Genomic DNA, 17,207 nt, shown 5'->3' with positions numbered 1-17,207 from the left:
TTACCAGAAGTCGGGCAGGCTGTAGCGATAGGTGTTGGTCCGGTGCCAGTAGTGGTTGCCGTCGACCCACGCGGCCACGCCCCGCAGAAAGCGCTGCACGCTCGGGACGGGGCAGTCGGCGGCCAGGGCCGCGGCCGCGGCCTCGAAGTCGTGCATGAGGTCGTTGTGGACCTCGACCGACTTCAGATAGGCATCGCGGTCGGAGATGCCCTCACGTTCGGCGATCACCACGGGCAGGTTCAGGTGATGCCCGGGGGAGGCGAGCTCCTTGGTGTACGAGTACAGGTCGTTCACGATGGTGGTGGCGTTCCCGGCGAGCGCGATGACGCGCTGCATGGCGGGCGTGGCGTGCAGGTCCGCGGGCAGCTCATAGCCGCCGACGGTGTCCGTGATGGTGGGGCAGGGGCGGAAGTTGTTGAACTGGCGCATCGCCAGGTATTCCCACACCTCGGGCACGTGGTCCGTCTGGGCCCAGGCGGCCTCGGCGAGGTACCCCATGTGCAGCCGGGCCATGTCATGCCGGAACCGGTCCGACTGGGAGGCGCCGGCCGCTTGGACGAAGTACTCCATGGCGGAGCGGTACGCGCGCCGGGGCGCGTCCGAATGGAGCGACTCCGCCCACCGCGGCTGGTACTCCTCCGTCGTGTACAAGGGGTCGAGGGCGGTGTGCGCCAGCAGCAGCCGTCCGCCGAGGCCGATGGGCGATCCCCCGTGGTCCTCGCAGTAGCAGTCGTCCACCGCGTTCTCGGCGACCATCAGGCGCGTGGCGAGCATCAGATGGTCGACGGTGGGAGCGTCCGGATGGCAGGCGACCATATAACGCCCCACGGAGAAGCCGTCGAACTGGTCTTCCCAGTCCTGCGGGTACAGATCGACCTCGTCCAGCGCCCAGGTCTTGATCCTGCGGCTGACCTCCTCCACCCGTACCGGGTCGGGCTCCGGCACCGGATGGTGGTAGAGGCCCGGGACCGGGGTGCCTTCCGCCGGATCCGCCGGAGCCGTCGGCGGCTCCAGCGGCTCCACCGGCGCCGATGTGTTCTCGCACCGGGCCAGGTGCAGACCCACCGTGCCCAGGCCACTGGGGCCACGCAGGATCCGACCCAGACCGGCGCCCGCGGTGCGCACCTCGGCGGCAGGAACGTCGGCGGCAGGGGCCTCGGTGGGAGGCGGTGCGGGCAAGGACGGCGCGGGGGATCTGCCGCTGCCGAAGGCGGTCCTGATGTCGCGGGCGCGGGCGGCGGCCTCAGCGAGGACACGCGCCCCGGAGGGGGAACCGGCCGCGGGCGGACTCGGCTGCGGAGGGGAAGGCTCAGGCGCGGGCATCCATAGCTCCTCGATGGGGTGGGTGGCTGTCCCGGATGGCGGACATGCTCGGCCGACTGGGAGCCAGGGGCCTCGTAGCCGCCGGGCAGGGCGGGACCTCTAGGCTCCTTGGCCCTGGTCGCGGCTGCGGGCGATCTGCACGTTCTCCAGCACACCGAGTGCGTCCGGCACCAGGATGGCGGCGGAGTAGTACGTGGTGACGAGGTAGGAGATGATCGCTTTTTCGTCGATGCCCATGAAGCGCACCGACAGACCCGGTTCGTACTCCTCCGGCAGACCGGTCCGGCGCAGACCGATGACGCCCTGGTTGTCCTCGCCGGTGCGCATGACCAGGACCGAGCTGGTGTTCTCCTTGGTGATGGGGATCTTGTTGCAGGGCAGGATCGGGACGCCGCGCCAGGCCGGGACCTGCTGCCCGCCCAGGTCGACATGGGTCGGATAGAGCCCGCGGGAGTTGAACTCCCGCCCGATCGCCGCGATCGTCCTGGGGTGCGCGAGGAAGAACTTCGAGCCGCGGCGGCGGCACAGCAGCTCGTCGAGGTCGTCCGGGGTGGGTGGGCCCGAGTGGGTCTGGATGCGCTGCTTGAAGTCGGCGTTGTGGAGCAGGCCGAACTCGCGGTTGTTGACCAGCTCATGCTCCTGGCGCTCACGCAGCGCCTCGATGGTGAGCCTGAGCTGCTCCTCGGTCTGGTCCATCGGCTCGTTGTAGAGGTCGGCGACCCGGGTGTGGATCCGCAGAATGGTCTGCGCGACGGAGAGTTCGTACTCGCGCGGCTTCAGTTCGTAGTCGGCGAACGTGCCGGGCAGCGTGGGTTCGCCGGTGTGACCGGCCGCCATGGCGATCTCGGCCTCGCCCCGATGGTTCTGTGCGTGGCCGCGGAGCGAACTGAACTCCCGGATGTGGACCTGAAGGCTCGGCGCCGCGGACAGCACGGCGGCGAAGTCGGCGCGGGAGAGGGTGAGCAGGGTGCCGGAGGTCTCGGCGGTGGCGGTGTAGTCCCACCGGGCGTCCTCGTTGAGCAGAGCGCCCTCACCGAACCGGTCGCCATCGGCCAGTACGGCGACGGCGGTCTCGTCGCCGTACGGACCGACGGAGGTCTGGCTGACGCGGCCGTGGGCGATCAGATGGAACTCCCCGGCGGGCCGGCCGCGTTCCACCAGCGTTTCGCCCGCGCGGAAGTCGCGCTGGACGCACCGGTCGGCGATGGCGGTCAGCACCTCCACGTCCTCGAAGCCACGCAGCAGGGCCAGTTCGCCGAGTTCACGGGGGATCACCCGGACCTCGGCACCGTCCTGGACGAACTCGACGCGCCCGTCGCCGACGGTGTAGCTCAGCCGGCGGTTCACCCGGTAGGTGCCGCCCTTGACCTCCACCCAGGGGAGCGTCCGCAGCAGCCAGCGCGAGGTGATCCCCTGCATCTGCGGGGCGGACTTGGTCGTGGTGGCGAGGTTGCGGGCGGCCGCCGTGCTCAGGCTGGACTGCCGAGGCGGCTCCAGAGGCGCTTCCGAGCTGGTACCAACAGTCATCGGGCGAGCTCTCCTTCGTGAGGGCGATGGCTGGCGTGCGTGCGCGTCACCGGCAAAGAGGAAAGGAGGGGGCAAACATCCGGGAATCCGCCCAGACCCCGGGAACAGTAGTGGCCGGTGCGCCCATTCGGCCTCGGAGAGCCGCTGGCATTAACTCGATAAGATGATCGTGCCCCGCCTGGGGTTTGCCCCGGTGGCCGACGGTATTCGGACGCGGTCACGGGACATGGGTGTCGAGGCGGGCGTGAGCGTCGGCACGGGATGTGCCGCCATTCGCGCGGGATCCGGCCCGCTCTCTCCCCGCCCCGGCACAATCGGTCCACCCGGTCGGGACTGGCTGTTTTCCACCGGGCGGGCAGCCACGACGAATGCGGTGCACCCGAGTTCCGCACCGCCGGTGCCGAGCTCGTCGGCGTTCCCGGCGACAACGGCACGATGGACCCCGATGTGCCAGGACGGGTTGCCGCCCGCCCTACCGAAGCGTGGCCACGAACGTCCCGAGCCGGGCGATCCCCTCGCGGAGCTCGTCGGCCGACGCCGCGTACGAGAGGCGGACGTGGCTGTCCGCCGTGTGGACGCCGAAGTCCCTGCCCGGAGTGAGGGCGACATGCGCCGATTGGAGCGCCCGTTCGCAGAACTGCCACGAGGTGAGCCCCGTGTCACTGACGTCGAAGTAGACGTAGAAGGCGCCGTCGGGCGGGACCGGCACCGGCAGGCCGATCCGTGCCAGGCCGTCGAGGACGAGCGCGCGCCGCTCGGCGAACTCGGCGCGGCGGGCCTCGCAGACCGCGAGGGACTCGCTGGTGAAGCAGGACAGCGCGGCGTGCTGGGCGGGGGCGGAGGCGCAGAGGAAGTAGTTCTGTGCCAGGCGTTCCATCGCCGGTACGAGCGTCTCGGGTACGACACACCAGCCCAGCCGCCAGCCGGTCATGCCGAAGTACTTCGAGAAGCTGTTGATGACGATGGCGTCGGGGTCGTACGACAGCGCGCTGCGCGGGGATTGGCCCTGTGCGTCATGGTCGCTGAGGTTGAGGTAGATCTCGTCGACGATGCGCCATGCGCCGCGCTCGCGCGCCATGTCACAGATGGCCGCGAGTTCGTCGGCCGGTACCGATGTGCCCGTCGGGTTCGAGGGGGAGGCGATCATGATCCCGCGGGTGCGGTCCGTCCAGTGCGAGCGCACCGATTCCGCGTCCAGTTGGAAGCGGGTTCCGGCCGTGGTGGGTACGAGCGTGACGCGGGCGCCGAAGCTCTCGGCGATCTGCCGGTTGCAGGGGTACGACGGGTCGCCGATGAGCACCTCGTCGCCGGGATCGACGAGCGCGGCGGTGGCCAGCACCAGGGCTGCCGAGGCCCCGGCCGTCACGACGACCCGGGAAGCAGCGACCTCGACACCGTGCTCGTCCCGGTAGAACCGCGCGATGGCCTGCCGCAGAGCGGGCAGTCCGAGGGCCTCGGTGTAGGGCATGGGCCGCCCGTCCATTGCCCCGCGCATCGCGTCCAGGACGGCCGGGGGCGCGCCGAAGTCCGGTTCGCCGATGCTGAGTTTGACGATGTGATGCCCCTGGGCCTCCAGCGCGGCGGCCTGCTTGCCGAACTCCATGGCGTAGAACGGGGCTACGGCCCGGGCACGCTGCGAGATCTGTATGGTGCTCATGCCGCGACCTCCGGATCGATGGCGGACGTAACTGCCGGGACCACGACTCCCATTGGCCTTCCCTCATCACATGGTTCGTACGGGCGGGGCGGGTTCACGAGCCCGCCAGGCGTTCCACCAGCAGAAGACCGCCGATGGCGATCATCATGACACCGGAGACCCGGGTCACCGCCCGGGCCGCCGAGGGCCGGGTCTTCAGCACGGTGCGGGCCAGGACGCCGACGGCGAGATAGACGGCCGCGCAGGCCGTCATGTGGACCGTGCCGAGCAGCCCGGTCTGCGCGGCGACGGGCCAGCCGCCCGAGGGGTGGATGAACTGCGGGAAGAGCGAGAAGTACAGCAGCAGCGCCTTCGGGTTCAGGCCGCTGATACCGGCCCCCTTGAGCGCGATCTGCCAGCGTGAGGAGGCCATGGTTTCCGTGGACGCGGTCAAGGTGGCGGGCTGTCTCAGTACGCCACAGCCCAGCCAGATCAGATAGCCGGCCCCGGCGACGGTGAGCACGGTGAGGACCGTGGCCGAACTCGCCACGAGCACCACCAGACCGGCCACCGCGAGCAGCGTGTACCCCGCGTATCCGGCTATCAGCCCGGCGACCGCCGGGACGACCGAACGGTCCCGCAGCCCGGCCGCGATCGCATAGGCCCAGTCCGCGCCGGGGGTGAAGACCAGCAGCAGGTCCACTGCCAGGAAAGCCGCCACCGTCGTCGTGTCCATCGACCGATCCCTCTCACATTCCTTGTTCCGAGGGGGAAGATTACGTGCGATTTGCCCGAAAGTGTTTGCGCTTCAGTCTCACAATCGCGCCGAATGAGGGAGAATCTTCTCCGTGGACGCCCTGGACCGGAAAATTCTTACCGAGCTACAGCTCGATGGCCGCCTGACGATCACCGAGCTGGCCGCCCGCGTGGGGCTGAGCGTCTCGCCCTGCCACCGCCGCCTGCGGGACCTCGAACGCGAGGGCGCCATCAGCGGCTACCGCGCCGTCGTTCGACCCGGCCGCCGTCGGCCTGGACTTCGAGGCCGTGGTCTTCGCCACCCTGCGCTGGGAGGACGCCGACACCGTCACCACCTTCGAAGAGGCCGTGGCCGCCATCCCGCACGTCATCCAGGCCCAGCGGCTCTTCGGCGACCCCGACTACCTGCTGCGCGTCGCCACCACCGACCTGTCCGCCTACCAGCAGCTCTACGACCAGCGGCTGGCCAAACTCCCGGGCGTCCAGCGCCTGAACTCCACCCTCGTCATGAAGAACGTCGTCCGCGACCGCCCCCTGCCCCAGTAGCCCATTGCCGGACAAGCCAGGGTCGCGGCGCACCAACTGGTCCTAAAATGGGTTGGCTTGGGACCGTCGGGGGAGAGGTGACGAGCGTGGAGTTGACACCGGGGCTGGTGGTGATCGCCTTGCTCTGCTGGTTGATCTACGCCCTGTTCGTATGGATCCGCGGAATCGTGCATCGGCGGCGGCTGCCGGAGCCGTCGGTCGCTCCCGGCCACTTGGAGATGTATCAGGGGCAGGCATTCCGCGAGATCTGCCGACGGGCGGCGAACCCGGGCCGGCGCGTGACGATGACCGACTACTTCGCCCAGCGAGGATGGAACCGGGCGGACGCCATGCGCATCCTGGCCGAGCCGCTCAAGCACAAGCTGATCGATGTGGAGGGTTGGCGGTTCGGCAGATACAGCGTGACGTACAAGGGCTGGACCGAGTACGAGGGCAAGTTCATCTGGACGGGAGGCGAAGGGGTGCACATCTCCACTGGACCGGGCGGCTTCGTCGTGGCGAACGTCAACAGCCACCATTCGGTGGTCCACGGCGGCTACGGCAATCGGGCCAACGCGCCCGACATCCCCCATCAGCAACTGATCGACGCCCTGCGCACGGACGCGGACACCGCGACGTCCGATGAGGCGGTAAGGGCCCGGGAGTACGCCGACGACCTCGCCGCGGCCGTCGATGCGCAGGATACCGACAGGACCGCTCGCATCCTCGGCAGGATCAACGCCCTCCTGTCCACCGCGACGGCCGCCTTCACCCTGGCCCGCGGACTCCTGCCACCGGGTTCGTAGCGCCCCGGTTCTGGATCGGCGTCGAGGCGTTCCCGCCGTCGGCCACGCCGCCGGCCAGCAGCAGTTCCGCCAGGGCCGTCCGCTCATGCCGCACCGAGCGGCCCGTGCGGGTGGTGGTGAGGAGACCGGCGGCGCGCAGGGCCGAGGCGTGGGCGGAGGCCGTCGCGGCGCTGACGCCGATACGGCGGGCCAGGCCCGTGGTCGTACGGGCTTCGTCCAAGGCGCGCAGCAGGGCGAGCCGGGTGCGCCCGAGGACTCCCGCGAGGTGCTCGTCCAGCGCGTCGCTCCCATCCGGGAGAAGCGGCAGCCCCCGGCCCGCCGGGTAGGCGAACGACACCGGACGGTCCGGCAGGTCCTGGATGAGCGGGGTGCTGCGCCAGTGAAAGGTCGGCCGCAGGATCAGCCCACGTCCGCCGAGCCGGACCTCCCGCACGCCCGGGGCGCCCGGCAGGGGCCACTCCCAGACCGTGTCACGCAGCCGTGACCCCGGGGCCAGGCCGGTCAGAGCGACGCCGAGGCCCTGTTCGGCGACGGTCACCGCATGGCGGGTGAACTCCGCCCGGTGCAGGTGCTGAACCTGCGGCCACACCGGCGCGAGAACCGTCTCGTACGCCGCCCGCTGCGCCCGTCCGAGCGTCCGCCAGGCACCGGCGTCCCCACCGTGCAGGGCGCGAATCCACGGCGGCGCCGGACGGCGCGCGTACACCTGCTCGATCCCGGCCCGCACGAACTCGGCACGGGCTGTCCTGATCAGCTCGACCCCCTCGTCCAGCGTGTCGCCGAGAACGTCGAGGAAGGCGGGGGCCACTCCGTCCGGCACCAGATCCGCGAGCGGCTCGACCGCACTCGGCAGGCTCCGCAGCAGCCTGCTCCGCCAGCGCCCGAACAGCAGCGCCTCATGCGGGGCGCCCAGCATCATCAGGGCGGCGTGCAGTTCGGGCACGGGCGAGGGCCGCGGCGCGAACCGCACCCGGGCGAAATCGTCCGCCGTGAAATGGATCCGGATCACGCACATCCCCCTGCTCCGCGCCAGCCTTTGGGCTCCCGCCGCAAGCTTCGCCCCGGCCCGGCGCCCGCCCCCAGGATGCCGTCCATGACCTCTTCCTCCGCACCCGGCCGCCGCATTCTCCTCAAGGGCGCCCTCGCCGGCGCCGCCGCCCTGCTGTCCGGCGCCGTCCCGGCCCCGGCCGCCGCCCGCGACGCGGCCCCGCTCCTGCGACTGCGTCTGCCGGCGCCCGGCGGGCCCTACCCCGTCCGCGCCGCCACGCGATACCTCGCCGACCCCTCCCGCAACGACCCCTGGGACCGCGAGATCGGCGTACGCGAACTCATGGTCACCGTCCTGCGGCCGGCCGCCCCCGGCCACCGCTTCCCGCGCGCTCCGCAGATGACCCCGGGCGCCGCCGCGTCCTTCACCGACCTCGCCCACTGGATCCACCAGCCGCTGCCGCGGACGGGAGTCGACTGGGCGGCCACGCTCACCCACGCAGGGACCGGCGCCCGGCCCCGGCCCGTGCGTGGGCGCCCCGTACTGCTCTACAGCCCCGGCGGCGGCGACGCCCGCACGATGGGCAGCTCCCTCGCGGTGGACCTCGCCTCGTACGGCTGGACGGTCATCACCGTCGACCACCCCGGAGACGCGAGCGAGGTGGAGTTCCCCGACGAGCGGCCGAACCGCGAACGGGTACGGGAGACCGTACTGCTCGGCCCACCCGACGCGGCCACCTTCCGCACCATGATCGACACCCGGGTCGCCGACCTCCGCTTCGTCCTGGACACACTGGGCCTCGACCGGGTCGGCGTCTACGGCCATTCCGCGGGCGGCACCGCGGTCGCACAGGCGCTCCACGAGGACCGGCGGATCGCCGCCGCCGTCAACCTGGAGGGATATCTCGACCAGATGGACGGCGAACTCCTCCCGGTGGCCAGGCAGGCGAGCGACCGGCCGCTGCTCCTGGCCGGCACGGACGGCTTCCGCGACGCCCGCCTGGACCGCTCCTGGGCAGCGCTCCTCGCCCACGGTGGCCCGGTCGCCCGGCGGCAGCTCGACAACACCCAGCACTGGGCCTTCACCGACTACGCGTCCCTCGTCCCCCAGCTCCAGCGGGCCGGCCTGATGACCGCCGCCGGACGCGCCGCCATGGTGGGCCGAGCCGACCCGCGCGCCACCGTGCCCGCCGTGCGCCACCTCCTACGCTCGTTCTTCGCCCGCCACCTGCCGAAGTGAGCGCCGCCAAACCGATGACCAACGCCGTCGCTTGAATGGTTCTGGCTCAACTTCTGTGGTGTGGGCACGCTGAGCGATGACTGCCTACTCGAGATCGTTCCCCTCGAGAAGTTGCTCCACCAGGCCGTTACGGCACCGACGCGATGCCTCCGTCGACGCGCAGGTTGATGCCGTTGATGTAGCCGGCCAGCGGGCTGACGAGAAACGCGACCGCTGCCGCGACATCTTCCGCAAGTCCGAGCCTGCCCGTCGGGTTCGGGGCGTACTCGGCCACCACCAGCGGTTCCAACTCCGTCCATTGCCCTGGCCGGCCTCGTGCCGCCGCTCCCTCTTCGAACATCCGCCGCATGCCGTCCGTGACGATGACTCCGGGGCTCACCGTGTTCGCGGTGATGCCGGATCCGGCCAGATGCTGGGCCAGGCTGGTTGTCATGTTGACCACCGCCGCCTTCGCCGCCGAATACTCGACCATGTTCGGCAACGGAGTTGTCGCGGCCCGGCTTCCCACATTGACCACCCGCCCCCACTCGCGCTCGCGCATCCGAGGCACCAGGGCCTGGATCATCCGCACGGCGGACACGACGTTCCCGTTGATCGCGTCCAACCACGCCGCCGGCTCCGCCGTTTCCCAGTCATGCTCGGCGAATGGGCCGGCGTTGTTGACCAATATCTCCACGCCCCACGCGCGGGCCTGCTCGGCCACCGCCCCGGCGGCATCGTCATCAGCGAGGTCCCCCAGCACGGTGTCCACTACCCCGCCGGCGGCACGAAGCCGTGCCGCGACCCCGCCGACACGCTCGGGGTCGCGACCGTGCACCAAAACGGCGCACCCTTCATCGACCAGCCGCTGAGCCACCGCAGCGCCGATCCCTCCGCTGCTCCCCGTCACCATCGCCCGTCGTCCCGCCAGTTCCAGGTTCATATTTCGGGAGGCTAGTCCGGGCCTGTGACAGGCGTTCGTCGACCACCACCCGACCCCACTCGCAGGGTGTCCAAATCTGAAAATCAGATCGCCTATAGCGGAAACATCTGTTGGACAGCACTACGGCCATGCCCAAGGATCCCTCGTGCGGTAGCACCCACAGCACAGTCGACGCGACACCGGGATGCGCTACCGCCTGAGTGGAGGCTGAAAGTTGAGTGAAGAGACTGAGGTAGTCGTCGTCGGCGCGGGCCAGGCGGGCGTGGCGATGAGCGAGCACCTGGGAGCCCACGGGGTGCCGCATATCGTCCTGGAGCGGCACCGTATCGCCGAGCGATGGCGCTCGGAGCGGTGGGATTCCCTGGTGGCGAACGGGCCCGCGTGGCACGACCGGTTCCCGGGGCTGGAGTTCTCCGACGTCGACCCGGACGTCCATCCCGACGCCTTCGCCTCGAAGGAGCAGATCGCCGACTACTTCGTCACCTACGCCGAGAAGATAGGCGCCCCGATCCGGTGCGGTGTCGAGGTGACCTCGGTACGGAGGCGGACCGGTCGGCCCGGCTTCCGGGTCGAGACCTCGCAGGGCCCCATCGACGCGCGCTTCGTCGTGGCCGCGACCGGGCCGTTCCAGCGGCCCGTGATCCCGCCCATCGTCCCGGACGGCGCCGTCCCCGCGCAGCTCCACTCCAGCGGGTACCGCAACCCGGAGCAGCTTCCCGAGGGCGCGGTCCTCGTGGTCGGGGCCGGCTCCTCGGGGGTCCAGATCGCCGATGAGCTGCGCCGCTCCGGCCGCCGGGTCTTCCTCTCCGTCGGCCCGCACGACCGTCCCGCCCGCCAGTACCGCGGACGCGACTTCTGCTGGTGGCTCGGTGTGCTCGGGCGCTGGGACGCCGAGACGCCTCCCCAGGGTGCCGAACACGTCACCATCGCGGTGAGCGGCGCCCGCGGCGGCCACACCGTGGACTTCCGGGCCCTGGCCGCCGACGGCGTCGAACTCGTCGGTCTGACCGCGTCCTACGAGAACGGTGTGCTGCGCTTCGCGCCGGATCTCGCCACCAACATCGCGCTCGGCGACGCGAAGTACCTCGAGCTCCTCCGGGCAGCCGACGCGTATGTCGAGCGCAATGGGCTCGACCTCCCCGAGGAGCCGCGGGCCCACGACCTCGGGCCGGAACCGGAAGGCGTGGCCGACCCCCGGCTGGAGCTCGACCTCGCCGCGGCCGGTGTCACCTCGATCGTCTGGGCGACGGGCTTCGCCACCGACTACGGCTGGCTCGAGGTGGACGCGTTCGACGACAGGGGCCGGCCGGACCAGCGGCGCGGGGTGTCCCGCGAGCCCGGCGTGTACTTCCTGGGCCTGCCCTGGCTGTCCCGCCGCGGATCGAGCTTCATCTGGGGCGTGTGGCACGACGCCGGATACATCGCCGATCACATCACGACCCAGCGGGGCTATCTCGCGTACGGCACCACCGACCGGCCCGGCGCCACGCCGGCGGCCTGGAAGAACTGAGGAGCAGACGATGACCTCCACGAGCGAAGGCCGCCGGGCGAACGCCGTCAAGGCCCCGGTCGTTGCCGGCGGACACACCCGGATCCGTCCGTTCAACACCCGCGACACCTATCCCGAGCAGAACCTCGACAACGACCTCTGCCAGGCCGTCGTCGCCGGCGACACCGTGTACGTCCGGGGCCAGATCGGCCAGGACCTCGACACCAGCGAATCGGTGGGCATCGGCGACGCCGAGGCACAGGCCGAACAGGCCATGGCGAACATCAAGACGCTACTCGAAGAGGCGGGCAGCCGGATGGAACACCTGGTCAAGCTGACCATCTATCTGATCGACCCGCGCTACCGCGAGGCGGTGTACCGCACCGTGGGCCGCTGGACCAAGGGCGTCCACCCCATCTCCACCGGCCTGGTCGTCTCGGCCCTGGCCCGTCCGGAGTGGCTGTGCGAGATCGACGCCGTCGCCGTGATCCCCGCCGTCGCCGTGCGTCCCGAGGAGGCGCGGGCATGACCTTCTCCCTGGTGGTCCGCGACGGCGAGCGGTTCGGCATCGCGGTCAGCTCGTCCAGTCCGGCGGTCGCCGCCCGGGTCGCCCATCTGCGGCCCGGGGTCGGCGCGGCGGCGTCCCAGAACGTCACCGACCCCACGCTCGGCACCAGCCTGCTGGCGGAACTGGCGGACCACGGTGACGCGGAACGCGCCCTGGCCAGTGTCACCGGCGCGGCGCGGAACGTGAAGTCCATCGCCCACCGTCAGCTCACCGTGCTGGGCCGCTCCGGGCCCGGGTTCGTCTACAGCGGCGCGCACACCCTGGGCAAGCACGCCTCGGCCACCGCCGACGGCGCGGTGGCGGCGGGCAACATGCTGTGCGGCGAGCACATCCCCGGCGTTCTCCTCGACGCGTACTCCGCCGCCCCGGGGGAGCTGGAGGAGCGGCTGGTCACCGCCCTGAAGGCCGCGGTCGAGGCCGGTGGCGAGGAGGGGCCGGTGCACTCCGCGGGCCTCGCGGTCGTCGCGGACGTGGACTGGCGGGTGACCGACCTGCGCGTGGACTGGGCCGACGACCCCGTCGACCGGCTCGCCGGACTCCTCGCCGTCTGGCTCCCGCAGCGGGACGACTATGTGCGCCGTGGACTCGACCCCGCCTCCGCTCCCTCGTACGGCGTCCCGGGCGACCTGTGATGGGGACGATGGGGACCAAGGGGACGACGGAGACCCCGGGGACGACGGAGACCACGGGGGCGACGGAGACCCCGGGGGCGATGGGCAGGCTCAAAGGGGCCGCCCGGCGCGAGGTCGACCGGCACGCCGAGGAGCTGATCCGGCTGTCCGAGCGGCTGCACGCCGACCCGGAGACGGCCTGGGAGGAACACCGGGCGGCGGCCGCCGTACCCGAGCCGCTGGAGCGCGCCGGATTCGACATCACCACGTCCTACCTGGGCCTGGAGACCGCCTTCCACGCCCGGTTCGGCAGCGGGCCCGTGCGGATCGCGCTGTGCGCCGAGTACGACGCGCTGCCCGGCCTCGGCCACGCCTGCGGGCACAACCTCATCGCGGCGAGCTCGGTCGGCGCCGCGCTCGGCCTCGCCGCCGTCGCCGACGACGCCGGCCTCACCGTCGAGGTCTACGGAACCCCGGCGGAGGAGGGCGGCGGCGGCAAGATCGAGATGCTCGACCGGGGCGCCTTCGCCGGGACGGACCTCGCGATGATGGTGCACCCGGCGCCGGTCGACGTGGCCGAGGCCCGTCCGTTCGCGGTCAGCCACTCCAAGATCTCGTACACCGGTAGGTCCGCACACGCCGCGGCTTACCCCGAGGCCGGGATCAACGCGGCCGACGCCTTCACCGTGGCCCAGGTCGCGATCGGGCTGCTCCGCCAGCAACTGCCCGCCTCCGCCCGGGTGCACGGTGTGGTGACCCACGCCGGGGACGCCCCGAACGCCATCCCGGAGCGGGCCACCGGCCGCTGGTACGTCAGGGCGGAGACCCTCGCCGAACTGGCCGAGCTGGAGCCACGGGTCATCCGGGCCTTCGAGGCGGGCGCCCTCGCCACCGGGTGCGAGCTGGAGATCGAGCCGGAGAGCAAGCCGTACGCGGAGTTCCGCACCGACGAGGCCGCTCTTGCCCACTACCGCGCGAACGCCCTCGCCCTGGGACGGGAGTTCGCGCCGCCGGGCCAGGCCGCCCGGATGAACCGCGCCTCCACCGACATGGGCAACGTCTCGCAGACGGTGCCCGCCATCCACCCGTACATCGGCATCGGCTCCCTGCCCGCCACCAACCACCAGCACGAGTTCGCCGCGCACTGCGTGGGCGCAAACGCCCAGCGGGCCCTGCTCGACGGGGCGGTGGCGCTGGCCTGGACCGGTGTGGACCGGAGTTCGAGCCGATACGCGAGCGCGAGCTCCTGACCGAGGCGGACCCGTACACGGCCTCCTGACCGAGGCGCCCCCCCACACATGGCACCCGCACAGCTCCGGCTTCTCCCACCCCATCCCCAAGGAGGCGCGCATGCCCACCACTCACACCGACGACACCACGTCCGAGGTCGACGTGGCCACCGACGTCGTCGCACTGCGCAGAAGCGTTGCCGCGGGAGCCGTCGGCGTGTTTGTGCACTGGTTCGACTGGGCCGCCTACGCCTATCTCGCCGGCACCGTCGCGACCGTGTTCTTCCCGGACGAGAACAGCACCACCGGACTGCTCGCCGTGTTCGGCGTGTTCGCCGTGTCCTTCGGCATCCGGCCCATCGGCGCCCTGGTGTTCGGACCGCTCGGTGACCGGATCGGCCGCAAGCGCACACTGTCGCTGGTCATCTTCATGATGTCCGGCGCGACCCTGACGATCGGACTGCTGCCCGGCTACGCGGCGATCGGGGTCGCCGCCCCGGTGCTCCTGGTGGTCCTGCGCCTGATCCAGGGATTCGCGGCGGGCGGCGAGTTCGGCAGCGCGGCGAGCTTCCTCGCCGAGAGCTCACCCCGGCGCCGCCGCGGATTCGGGGTGAGCTGGCTGGAGGTCGGCTCGCTGCTGGGCTTCCTCGCCGGTTCGTTCGTCTATCTGCTGCTGTCCACGGGGCTCGACGAGGAGCAGTTGACCGCCTGGGGCTGGCGCGTCCCCTTCCTCGTTTCCGCCCCGCTCGGCGTCATCGGTTTCATCATCCGCAACAAGATCGAGGACACCCCCGAGTACCGGACGCTCGAAGCCAACGACACCGTGCCGCGCACCCCCGTACGGGAGCTGCTCCGCGGCCACAAGCGGCATCTGCTCCAGGCCGCGGGCCTGATGGCCGCCATGCACGTGCCCTTCTACATGGTGCTGACGTACCTGGTCACCTACGAGACCGACCACCTGGGACACTCGGCCGGCAGCGCCGCCCTGCTGTCCACGGTGATCTCACTGCTGGGGCTGGTGCTGGTCCCGGTGTTCGGGCTGCTGTCCGACCGCGTGGGCCGCAAACCGGTCTTCGTCGGGGCCACCGCGGCCCTCCTGGTCCTCGCCACCCCCGCGTTCCTCCTCATGCGGACCGGGCTCGCCGGAACCTGGGTCGCCGGGCTGCTGCTCGGCGCGATCCTCGCCGCGATCCTCGGCACCTACGCGGTGTGGTCGGCGGAGATCTTCCCCACCCGCACCCGCCAGAGCGGCCTGTCCATCGCCTACAACCTCACCGCCGCCCTCTTCGCCGGCACCGTGCCGTACCTGATGACCGTGCTCATCTCCGCGACCGGCAGCACCCTGCTGCCCGGCCCCTACCTGATGGTGTTCGCCGTCGGCGGCCTCATCGCCGCCCTGTCCCTCGAGGAGACCGCCGGTTCCGCCCTGCTGCGCCCCGAGGACGTCTCCGAGCTGCGCCCCGAGGACGTCTCCGACGCGCCCGCGGAGCGCCACCAGGCACCGCCCGCATAGGGTCCGGCCGCCGCATAGGGTCGGCAGCGGCATGGACACCGATCACCAGGCGCGAGGGTCAGGCATGACGTCACCGGTGGGATTCACCCTCCTCCAGCTTCGCTACTTCCTCGTGGCCGCCGAGTGCGGTTCGATGACGGAGGCGTCGGGGGCGCTCCATATCGCGCAGTCCGCCGTGTCCGCGGCCATCCACAACCTGGAGCGCGACCTGCGGGTGCAGTTGTTCATCCGCCGCAGGGGCCGGGGACTGACCCTGACACCCGCGGGGGAGCGGCTTCAGCAGCAGGCGCGGGAAATGCTGGCCCGTGCGCGCGAGATCGAGCGGGAGGCCCGGGGAGACGGCGAGACGATCTCCGGGCCGGTGGCCGTCGGCTGCTTCGTGACGCTGGCCCCGTACTATCTGCCGCCCCTGTTCAGCGAATGCACCGACCGCCACCCGGGCATCGAGATCGACGTGGTGGAGGGAGAGACGGACCAGCTCGTCCAGGCCCTGGGCGCGGGACGCATCGACTTCGCCCTCACCTACGACCTCGGGCTGACGGCCGAGATGGACCTGCGCAGCGAGACGATCGCGCGGGCCCCGGCGTATGTCATCGTCGCGGCCGACCACCCGCTGGCCCGGCAGGGCTCCGTGGAGCTGGCGGAACTGTCCGCGGAACCCCTCGTCCTGCTCGATCTGCCCCACAGCCGCGACTACTTCCGCTCCCTGGTCGCCGCCACCGGCACCGCACCCGATGTCCGCTACCGCACCCGGAGCTATGAAACCGTACGTTCGCTGGTGGCCCGGGGGCTCGGATACTCCGTGCTGAACCAGCGGCCGGCGACCGGCCAGACCTACGGCGGCGGCGAGATCGCGGAACTGGAGCTGCGGGACGGAAGCCCCCCGCTCGAAGTCAAGATCGCCTCGGTGAAGGGTATGACCCAGACCGCCCGCGCCCGTGCGGTGATGGAGCTGCTGCGGGAGATCGCCCCCCGCCCCGCCGGGTCCTGAACAACACGGAATCGGACCGGACCGGGCCTTTGGGGCCGCGGCCGTGGTCAGGCGCTCGGGACGGTGATGACCGGACAGCGCGCGTGCTGCGTCACGCCCTGGCTGACGGAGCCCAGCAGCAGGCCGGTGAACCCGCCGTGTCCGCGTGTGCCCACGACCAGGCCGAGGGCGTGTTCGGACGCCTCGGTCAGGACCTGTACCGGATGGCCCGGTACGACCTCCTGGCGCAGCTCCACCTCCGGATGGTCGGCGGTACGCCCCGCGACGGTCTCCGACAGCAGCCGACGGCACTCCTGGACGGCGGCCTCCTCGTCCGGGTTTCCGAGCCGCGGAGGTTGCCATACGTAGAGGGCGCGCAGGGCCGAGCCGTGCACGGCGGCCTCGTCGAAGGCGAAGTCGACGGCGGCCGCGGAATGACGGCTGCCGTCGACCCCGACCACGAAATGCTGCTGCCGCTCGGAGACACGTTCCGCCTCGGGGACGTGTTCCGCCTCGGGGACGTGCTCCGGCTCCGGCACGACCACCACGGGGCAGGGCGCGTGGGCGATGAGCGGCAGGGCGACGGCGGCGGAGGTGAAGACCTCCTGAACAGCGCTCAGGCGCCAGGACCCGACCACCACCACCGTGGCGTTCCGCGCCTGCTCACGCAGCACCCACGCCGGATGCCCCTCGGCCAGCAGCCCCGATACCCGCACCCGCGGATGCCGGGACTCGACGAAGGCCACCGCCTCCTTCAGCATGCGATCCCCCGTCGTGTGCAGCGACTCGTTCCACTCCTCCCAGGACGGCCGCCCGCCCGTCGGCCGGTACCCGGGGGTCGGCAGGTTCTGCGCGAGGACCAGCAGCAGCGGCAGCCGCCGCCGGTCCGCCTCGTCGGCCGCCCAGCCGAGCGCCGCGCGTCTGCCCGGATCGGGGTCGAGGCCGACCACGATCGGTTCATCTCCCTGTGCGTGCGCCATCGCCGACCTCCTATGGCTCCTCCGACCGGCACATCGCGCCGGAGCGTCCCCCGGCGTCCACGCCCGTCGGCCACACGGCCTCGGCCGTCGCTTCCAGTGGGCTCAACCAGTCATGGCCTGTCACC

The 17,207-nt window shown here is 71.3% G+C and carries 15 protein-coding genes and 1 pseudogene; 9 read left to right on the top strand and 7 right to left on the bottom strand.

The window, feature by feature from the left end; genetic code table 11:
- From KN815_RS10190 to KN815_RS10175, 4 genes are all read right to left on the bottom strand, one after another.
- Entirely contained in the window at positions 1–1,323 is a 1,323-nt protein-coding gene (locus KN815_RS10190) for a family 2 encapsulin nanocompartment cargo protein terpene cyclase (protein ID WP_216341442.1), read from the bottom strand.
- A gap of 99 nt (positions 1,324–1,422) precedes the next feature.
- Entirely contained in the window at positions 1,423–2,850 is a 1,428-nt protein-coding gene (locus KN815_RS10185; protein ID WP_216341441.1) for a family 2B encapsulin nanocompartment shell protein, read from the bottom strand.
- A gap of 472 nt (positions 2,851–3,322) precedes the next feature.
- On the bottom strand, positions 3,323–4,507 hold the full coding sequence (locus KN815_RS10180) for a pyridoxal phosphate-dependent aminotransferase (protein ID WP_372458309.1): 1,185 nt from the start codon (positions 4,505–4,507) through the stop codon (positions 3,323–3,325).
- Between the two features lie 94 nt (positions 4,508–4,601).
- Positions 4,602–5,222, bottom strand: a complete 621-nt coding sequence (locus tag KN815_RS10175; RefSeq protein ID WP_216341440.1) for a LysE family translocator — start codon at positions 5,220–5,222, stop codon at positions 4,602–4,604.
- Between the two features lie 112 nt (positions 5,223–5,334).
- Here KN815_RS10175 and KN815_RS10170 point away from each other — a divergent pair.
- Positions 5,335–5,788, top strand: a pseudogene (locus KN815_RS10170) (Lrp/AsnC family transcriptional regulator).
- 86 nt (positions 5,789–5,874) lie between these two features.
- Positions 5,875–6,573, top strand: coding sequence for a hypothetical protein (locus tag KN815_RS10165; protein ID WP_216341439.1), 699 nt, complete (start codon positions 5,875–5,877; stop codon positions 6,571–6,573).
- On the opposite strand, the gene KN815_RS10160 is transcribed toward KN815_RS10165, so the two are convergent.
- Positions 6,536–7,582 carry a helix-turn-helix domain-containing protein gene (locus tag KN815_RS10160; protein WP_216341438.1) on the bottom strand — a complete coding sequence of 349 codons (1,047 nt, stop codon included), beginning with the start codon at positions 7,580–7,582 and terminating at the stop codon, positions 6,536–6,538. The two genes, KN815_RS10165 and KN815_RS10160, sit on opposite strands and share 38 nt — an antisense overlap.
- A gap of 84 nt (positions 7,583–7,666) precedes the next feature.
- On the opposite strand from KN815_RS10160, the gene KN815_RS10155 reads away from it, so the two are divergent.
- On the top strand, positions 7,667–8,800 hold the full coding sequence (locus KN815_RS10155) for an alpha/beta fold hydrolase (protein WP_216341437.1): 1,134 nt from the start codon (positions 7,667–7,669) through the stop codon (positions 8,798–8,800).
- A gap of 127 nt (positions 8,801–8,927) precedes the next feature.
- On the opposite strand, the gene KN815_RS10150 is transcribed toward KN815_RS10155, so the two are convergent.
- On the bottom strand, positions 8,928–9,722 hold the full coding sequence (locus KN815_RS10150) for an SDR family NAD(P)-dependent oxidoreductase (protein WP_216341436.1): 795 nt from the start codon (positions 9,720–9,722) through the stop codon (positions 8,928–8,930).
- Between the two features lie 214 nt (positions 9,723–9,936).
- On the opposite strand from KN815_RS10150, the gene KN815_RS10145 reads away from it, so the two are divergent.
- From KN815_RS10145 to KN815_RS10120, 6 genes are all read left to right on the top strand, one after another.
- Positions 9,937–11,232, top strand: coding sequence for a flavin-containing monooxygenase (locus tag KN815_RS10145; protein WP_216341435.1), 1,296 nt, complete (start codon positions 9,937–9,939; stop codon positions 11,230–11,232).
- Between the two features lie 10 nt (positions 11,233–11,242).
- Positions 11,243–11,740: a RidA family protein gene (locus tag KN815_RS10140; protein ID WP_216341434.1), complete on the top strand. Its 498-nt coding sequence runs from the start codon at positions 11,243–11,245 to the stop codon at positions 11,738–11,740.
- On the top strand, positions 11,737–12,411 hold the full coding sequence (locus KN815_RS10135) for a DUF1028 domain-containing protein (protein WP_216341433.1): 675 nt from the start codon (positions 11,737–11,739) through the stop codon (positions 12,409–12,411). Before KN815_RS10140 ends, KN815_RS10135 begins: the two co-directional genes overlap by 4 nt.
- An 8-nt stretch (positions 12,412–12,419) precedes the next feature.
- A complete protein-coding gene (locus KN815_RS10130) occupies positions 12,420–13,640 on the top strand; it encodes a M20 family metallopeptidase (protein ID WP_308403645.1) in 1,221 nt (406 codons plus the stop codon).
- A 100-nt stretch (positions 13,641–13,740) separates the two neighbouring features.
- Entirely contained in the window at positions 13,741–15,132 is a 1,392-nt protein-coding gene (locus tag KN815_RS10125; protein WP_216341432.1) for an MFS transporter, read from the top strand.
- Positions 15,133–15,196: 64 nt separating this feature from the next.
- Positions 15,197–16,123: a LysR family transcriptional regulator gene (locus KN815_RS10120; protein ID WP_216341431.1), complete on the top strand. Its 927-nt coding sequence runs from the start codon at positions 15,197–15,199 to the stop codon at positions 16,121–16,123.
- Positions 16,124–16,170: 47 nt separating this feature from the next.
- Here KN815_RS10120 and KN815_RS10115 read toward each other — a convergent pair whose 3' ends face one another.
- Positions 16,171–17,082, bottom strand: a complete 912-nt coding sequence (locus KN815_RS10115) for a universal stress protein (RefSeq protein ID WP_216341430.1) — start codon at positions 17,080–17,082, stop codon at positions 16,171–16,173.
- Between the last annotated feature and the right edge of the window lie 125 nt (positions 17,083–17,207).

Source organism: Streptomyces niphimycinicus, assembly GCF_018883605.1.
Classification (GTDB): domain Bacteria; phylum Actinomycetota; class Actinomycetes; order Streptomycetales; family Streptomycetaceae; genus Streptomyces; species Streptomyces niphimycinicus.
This window is presented reverse-complemented; position numbering and strand designations above follow the sequence as displayed.

Coding starts and splice junctions, on each gene's coding strand:
- KN815_RS10190 (WP_216341442.1), bottom strand. CDS start 1,323: ATGCCCGCGCCTGAGCCTTCCCCTCCGCAGCCGAGTCCGCCCGCGGCC.
- KN815_RS10185 (WP_216341441.1), bottom strand. CDS start 2,850: ATGACTGTTGGTACCAGCTCGGAAGCGCCTCTGGAGCCGCCTCGGCAG.
- KN815_RS10180 (WP_372458309.1), bottom strand. CDS start 4,507: ATGAGCACCATACAGATCTCGCAGCGTGCCCGGGCCGTAGCCCCGTTC.
- KN815_RS10175 (WP_216341440.1), bottom strand. CDS start 5,222: ATGGACACGACGACGGTGGCGGCTTTCCTGGCAGTGGACCTGCTGCTG.
- KN815_RS10155 (WP_216341437.1), top strand. CDS start 7,667: ATGACCTCTTCCTCCGCACCCGGCCGCCGCATTCTCCTCAAGGGCGCC.
- KN815_RS10150 (WP_216341436.1), bottom strand. CDS start 9,722: ATGAACCTGGAACTGGCGGGACGACGGGCGATGGTGACGGGGAGCAGC.
- KN815_RS10140 (WP_216341434.1), top strand. CDS start 11,243: ATGACCTCCACGAGCGAAGGCCGCCGGGCGAACGCCGTCAAGGCCCCG.
- KN815_RS10135 (WP_216341433.1), top strand. CDS start 11,737: ATGACCTTCTCCCTGGTGGTCCGCGACGGCGAGCGGTTCGGCATCGCG.
- KN815_RS10130 (WP_308403645.1), top strand. CDS start 12,420: ATGGGGACCAAGGGGACGACGGAGACCCCGGGGACGACGGAGACCACG.
- KN815_RS10125 (WP_216341432.1), top strand. CDS start 13,741: ATGCCCACCACTCACACCGACGACACCACGTCCGAGGTCGACGTGGCC.
- KN815_RS10120 (WP_216341431.1), top strand. CDS start 15,197: ATGACGTCACCGGTGGGATTCACCCTCCTCCAGCTTCGCTACTTCCTC.
- KN815_RS10115 (WP_216341430.1), bottom strand. CDS start 17,082: ATGGCGCACGCACAGGGAGATGAACCGATCGTGGTCGGCCTCGACCCC.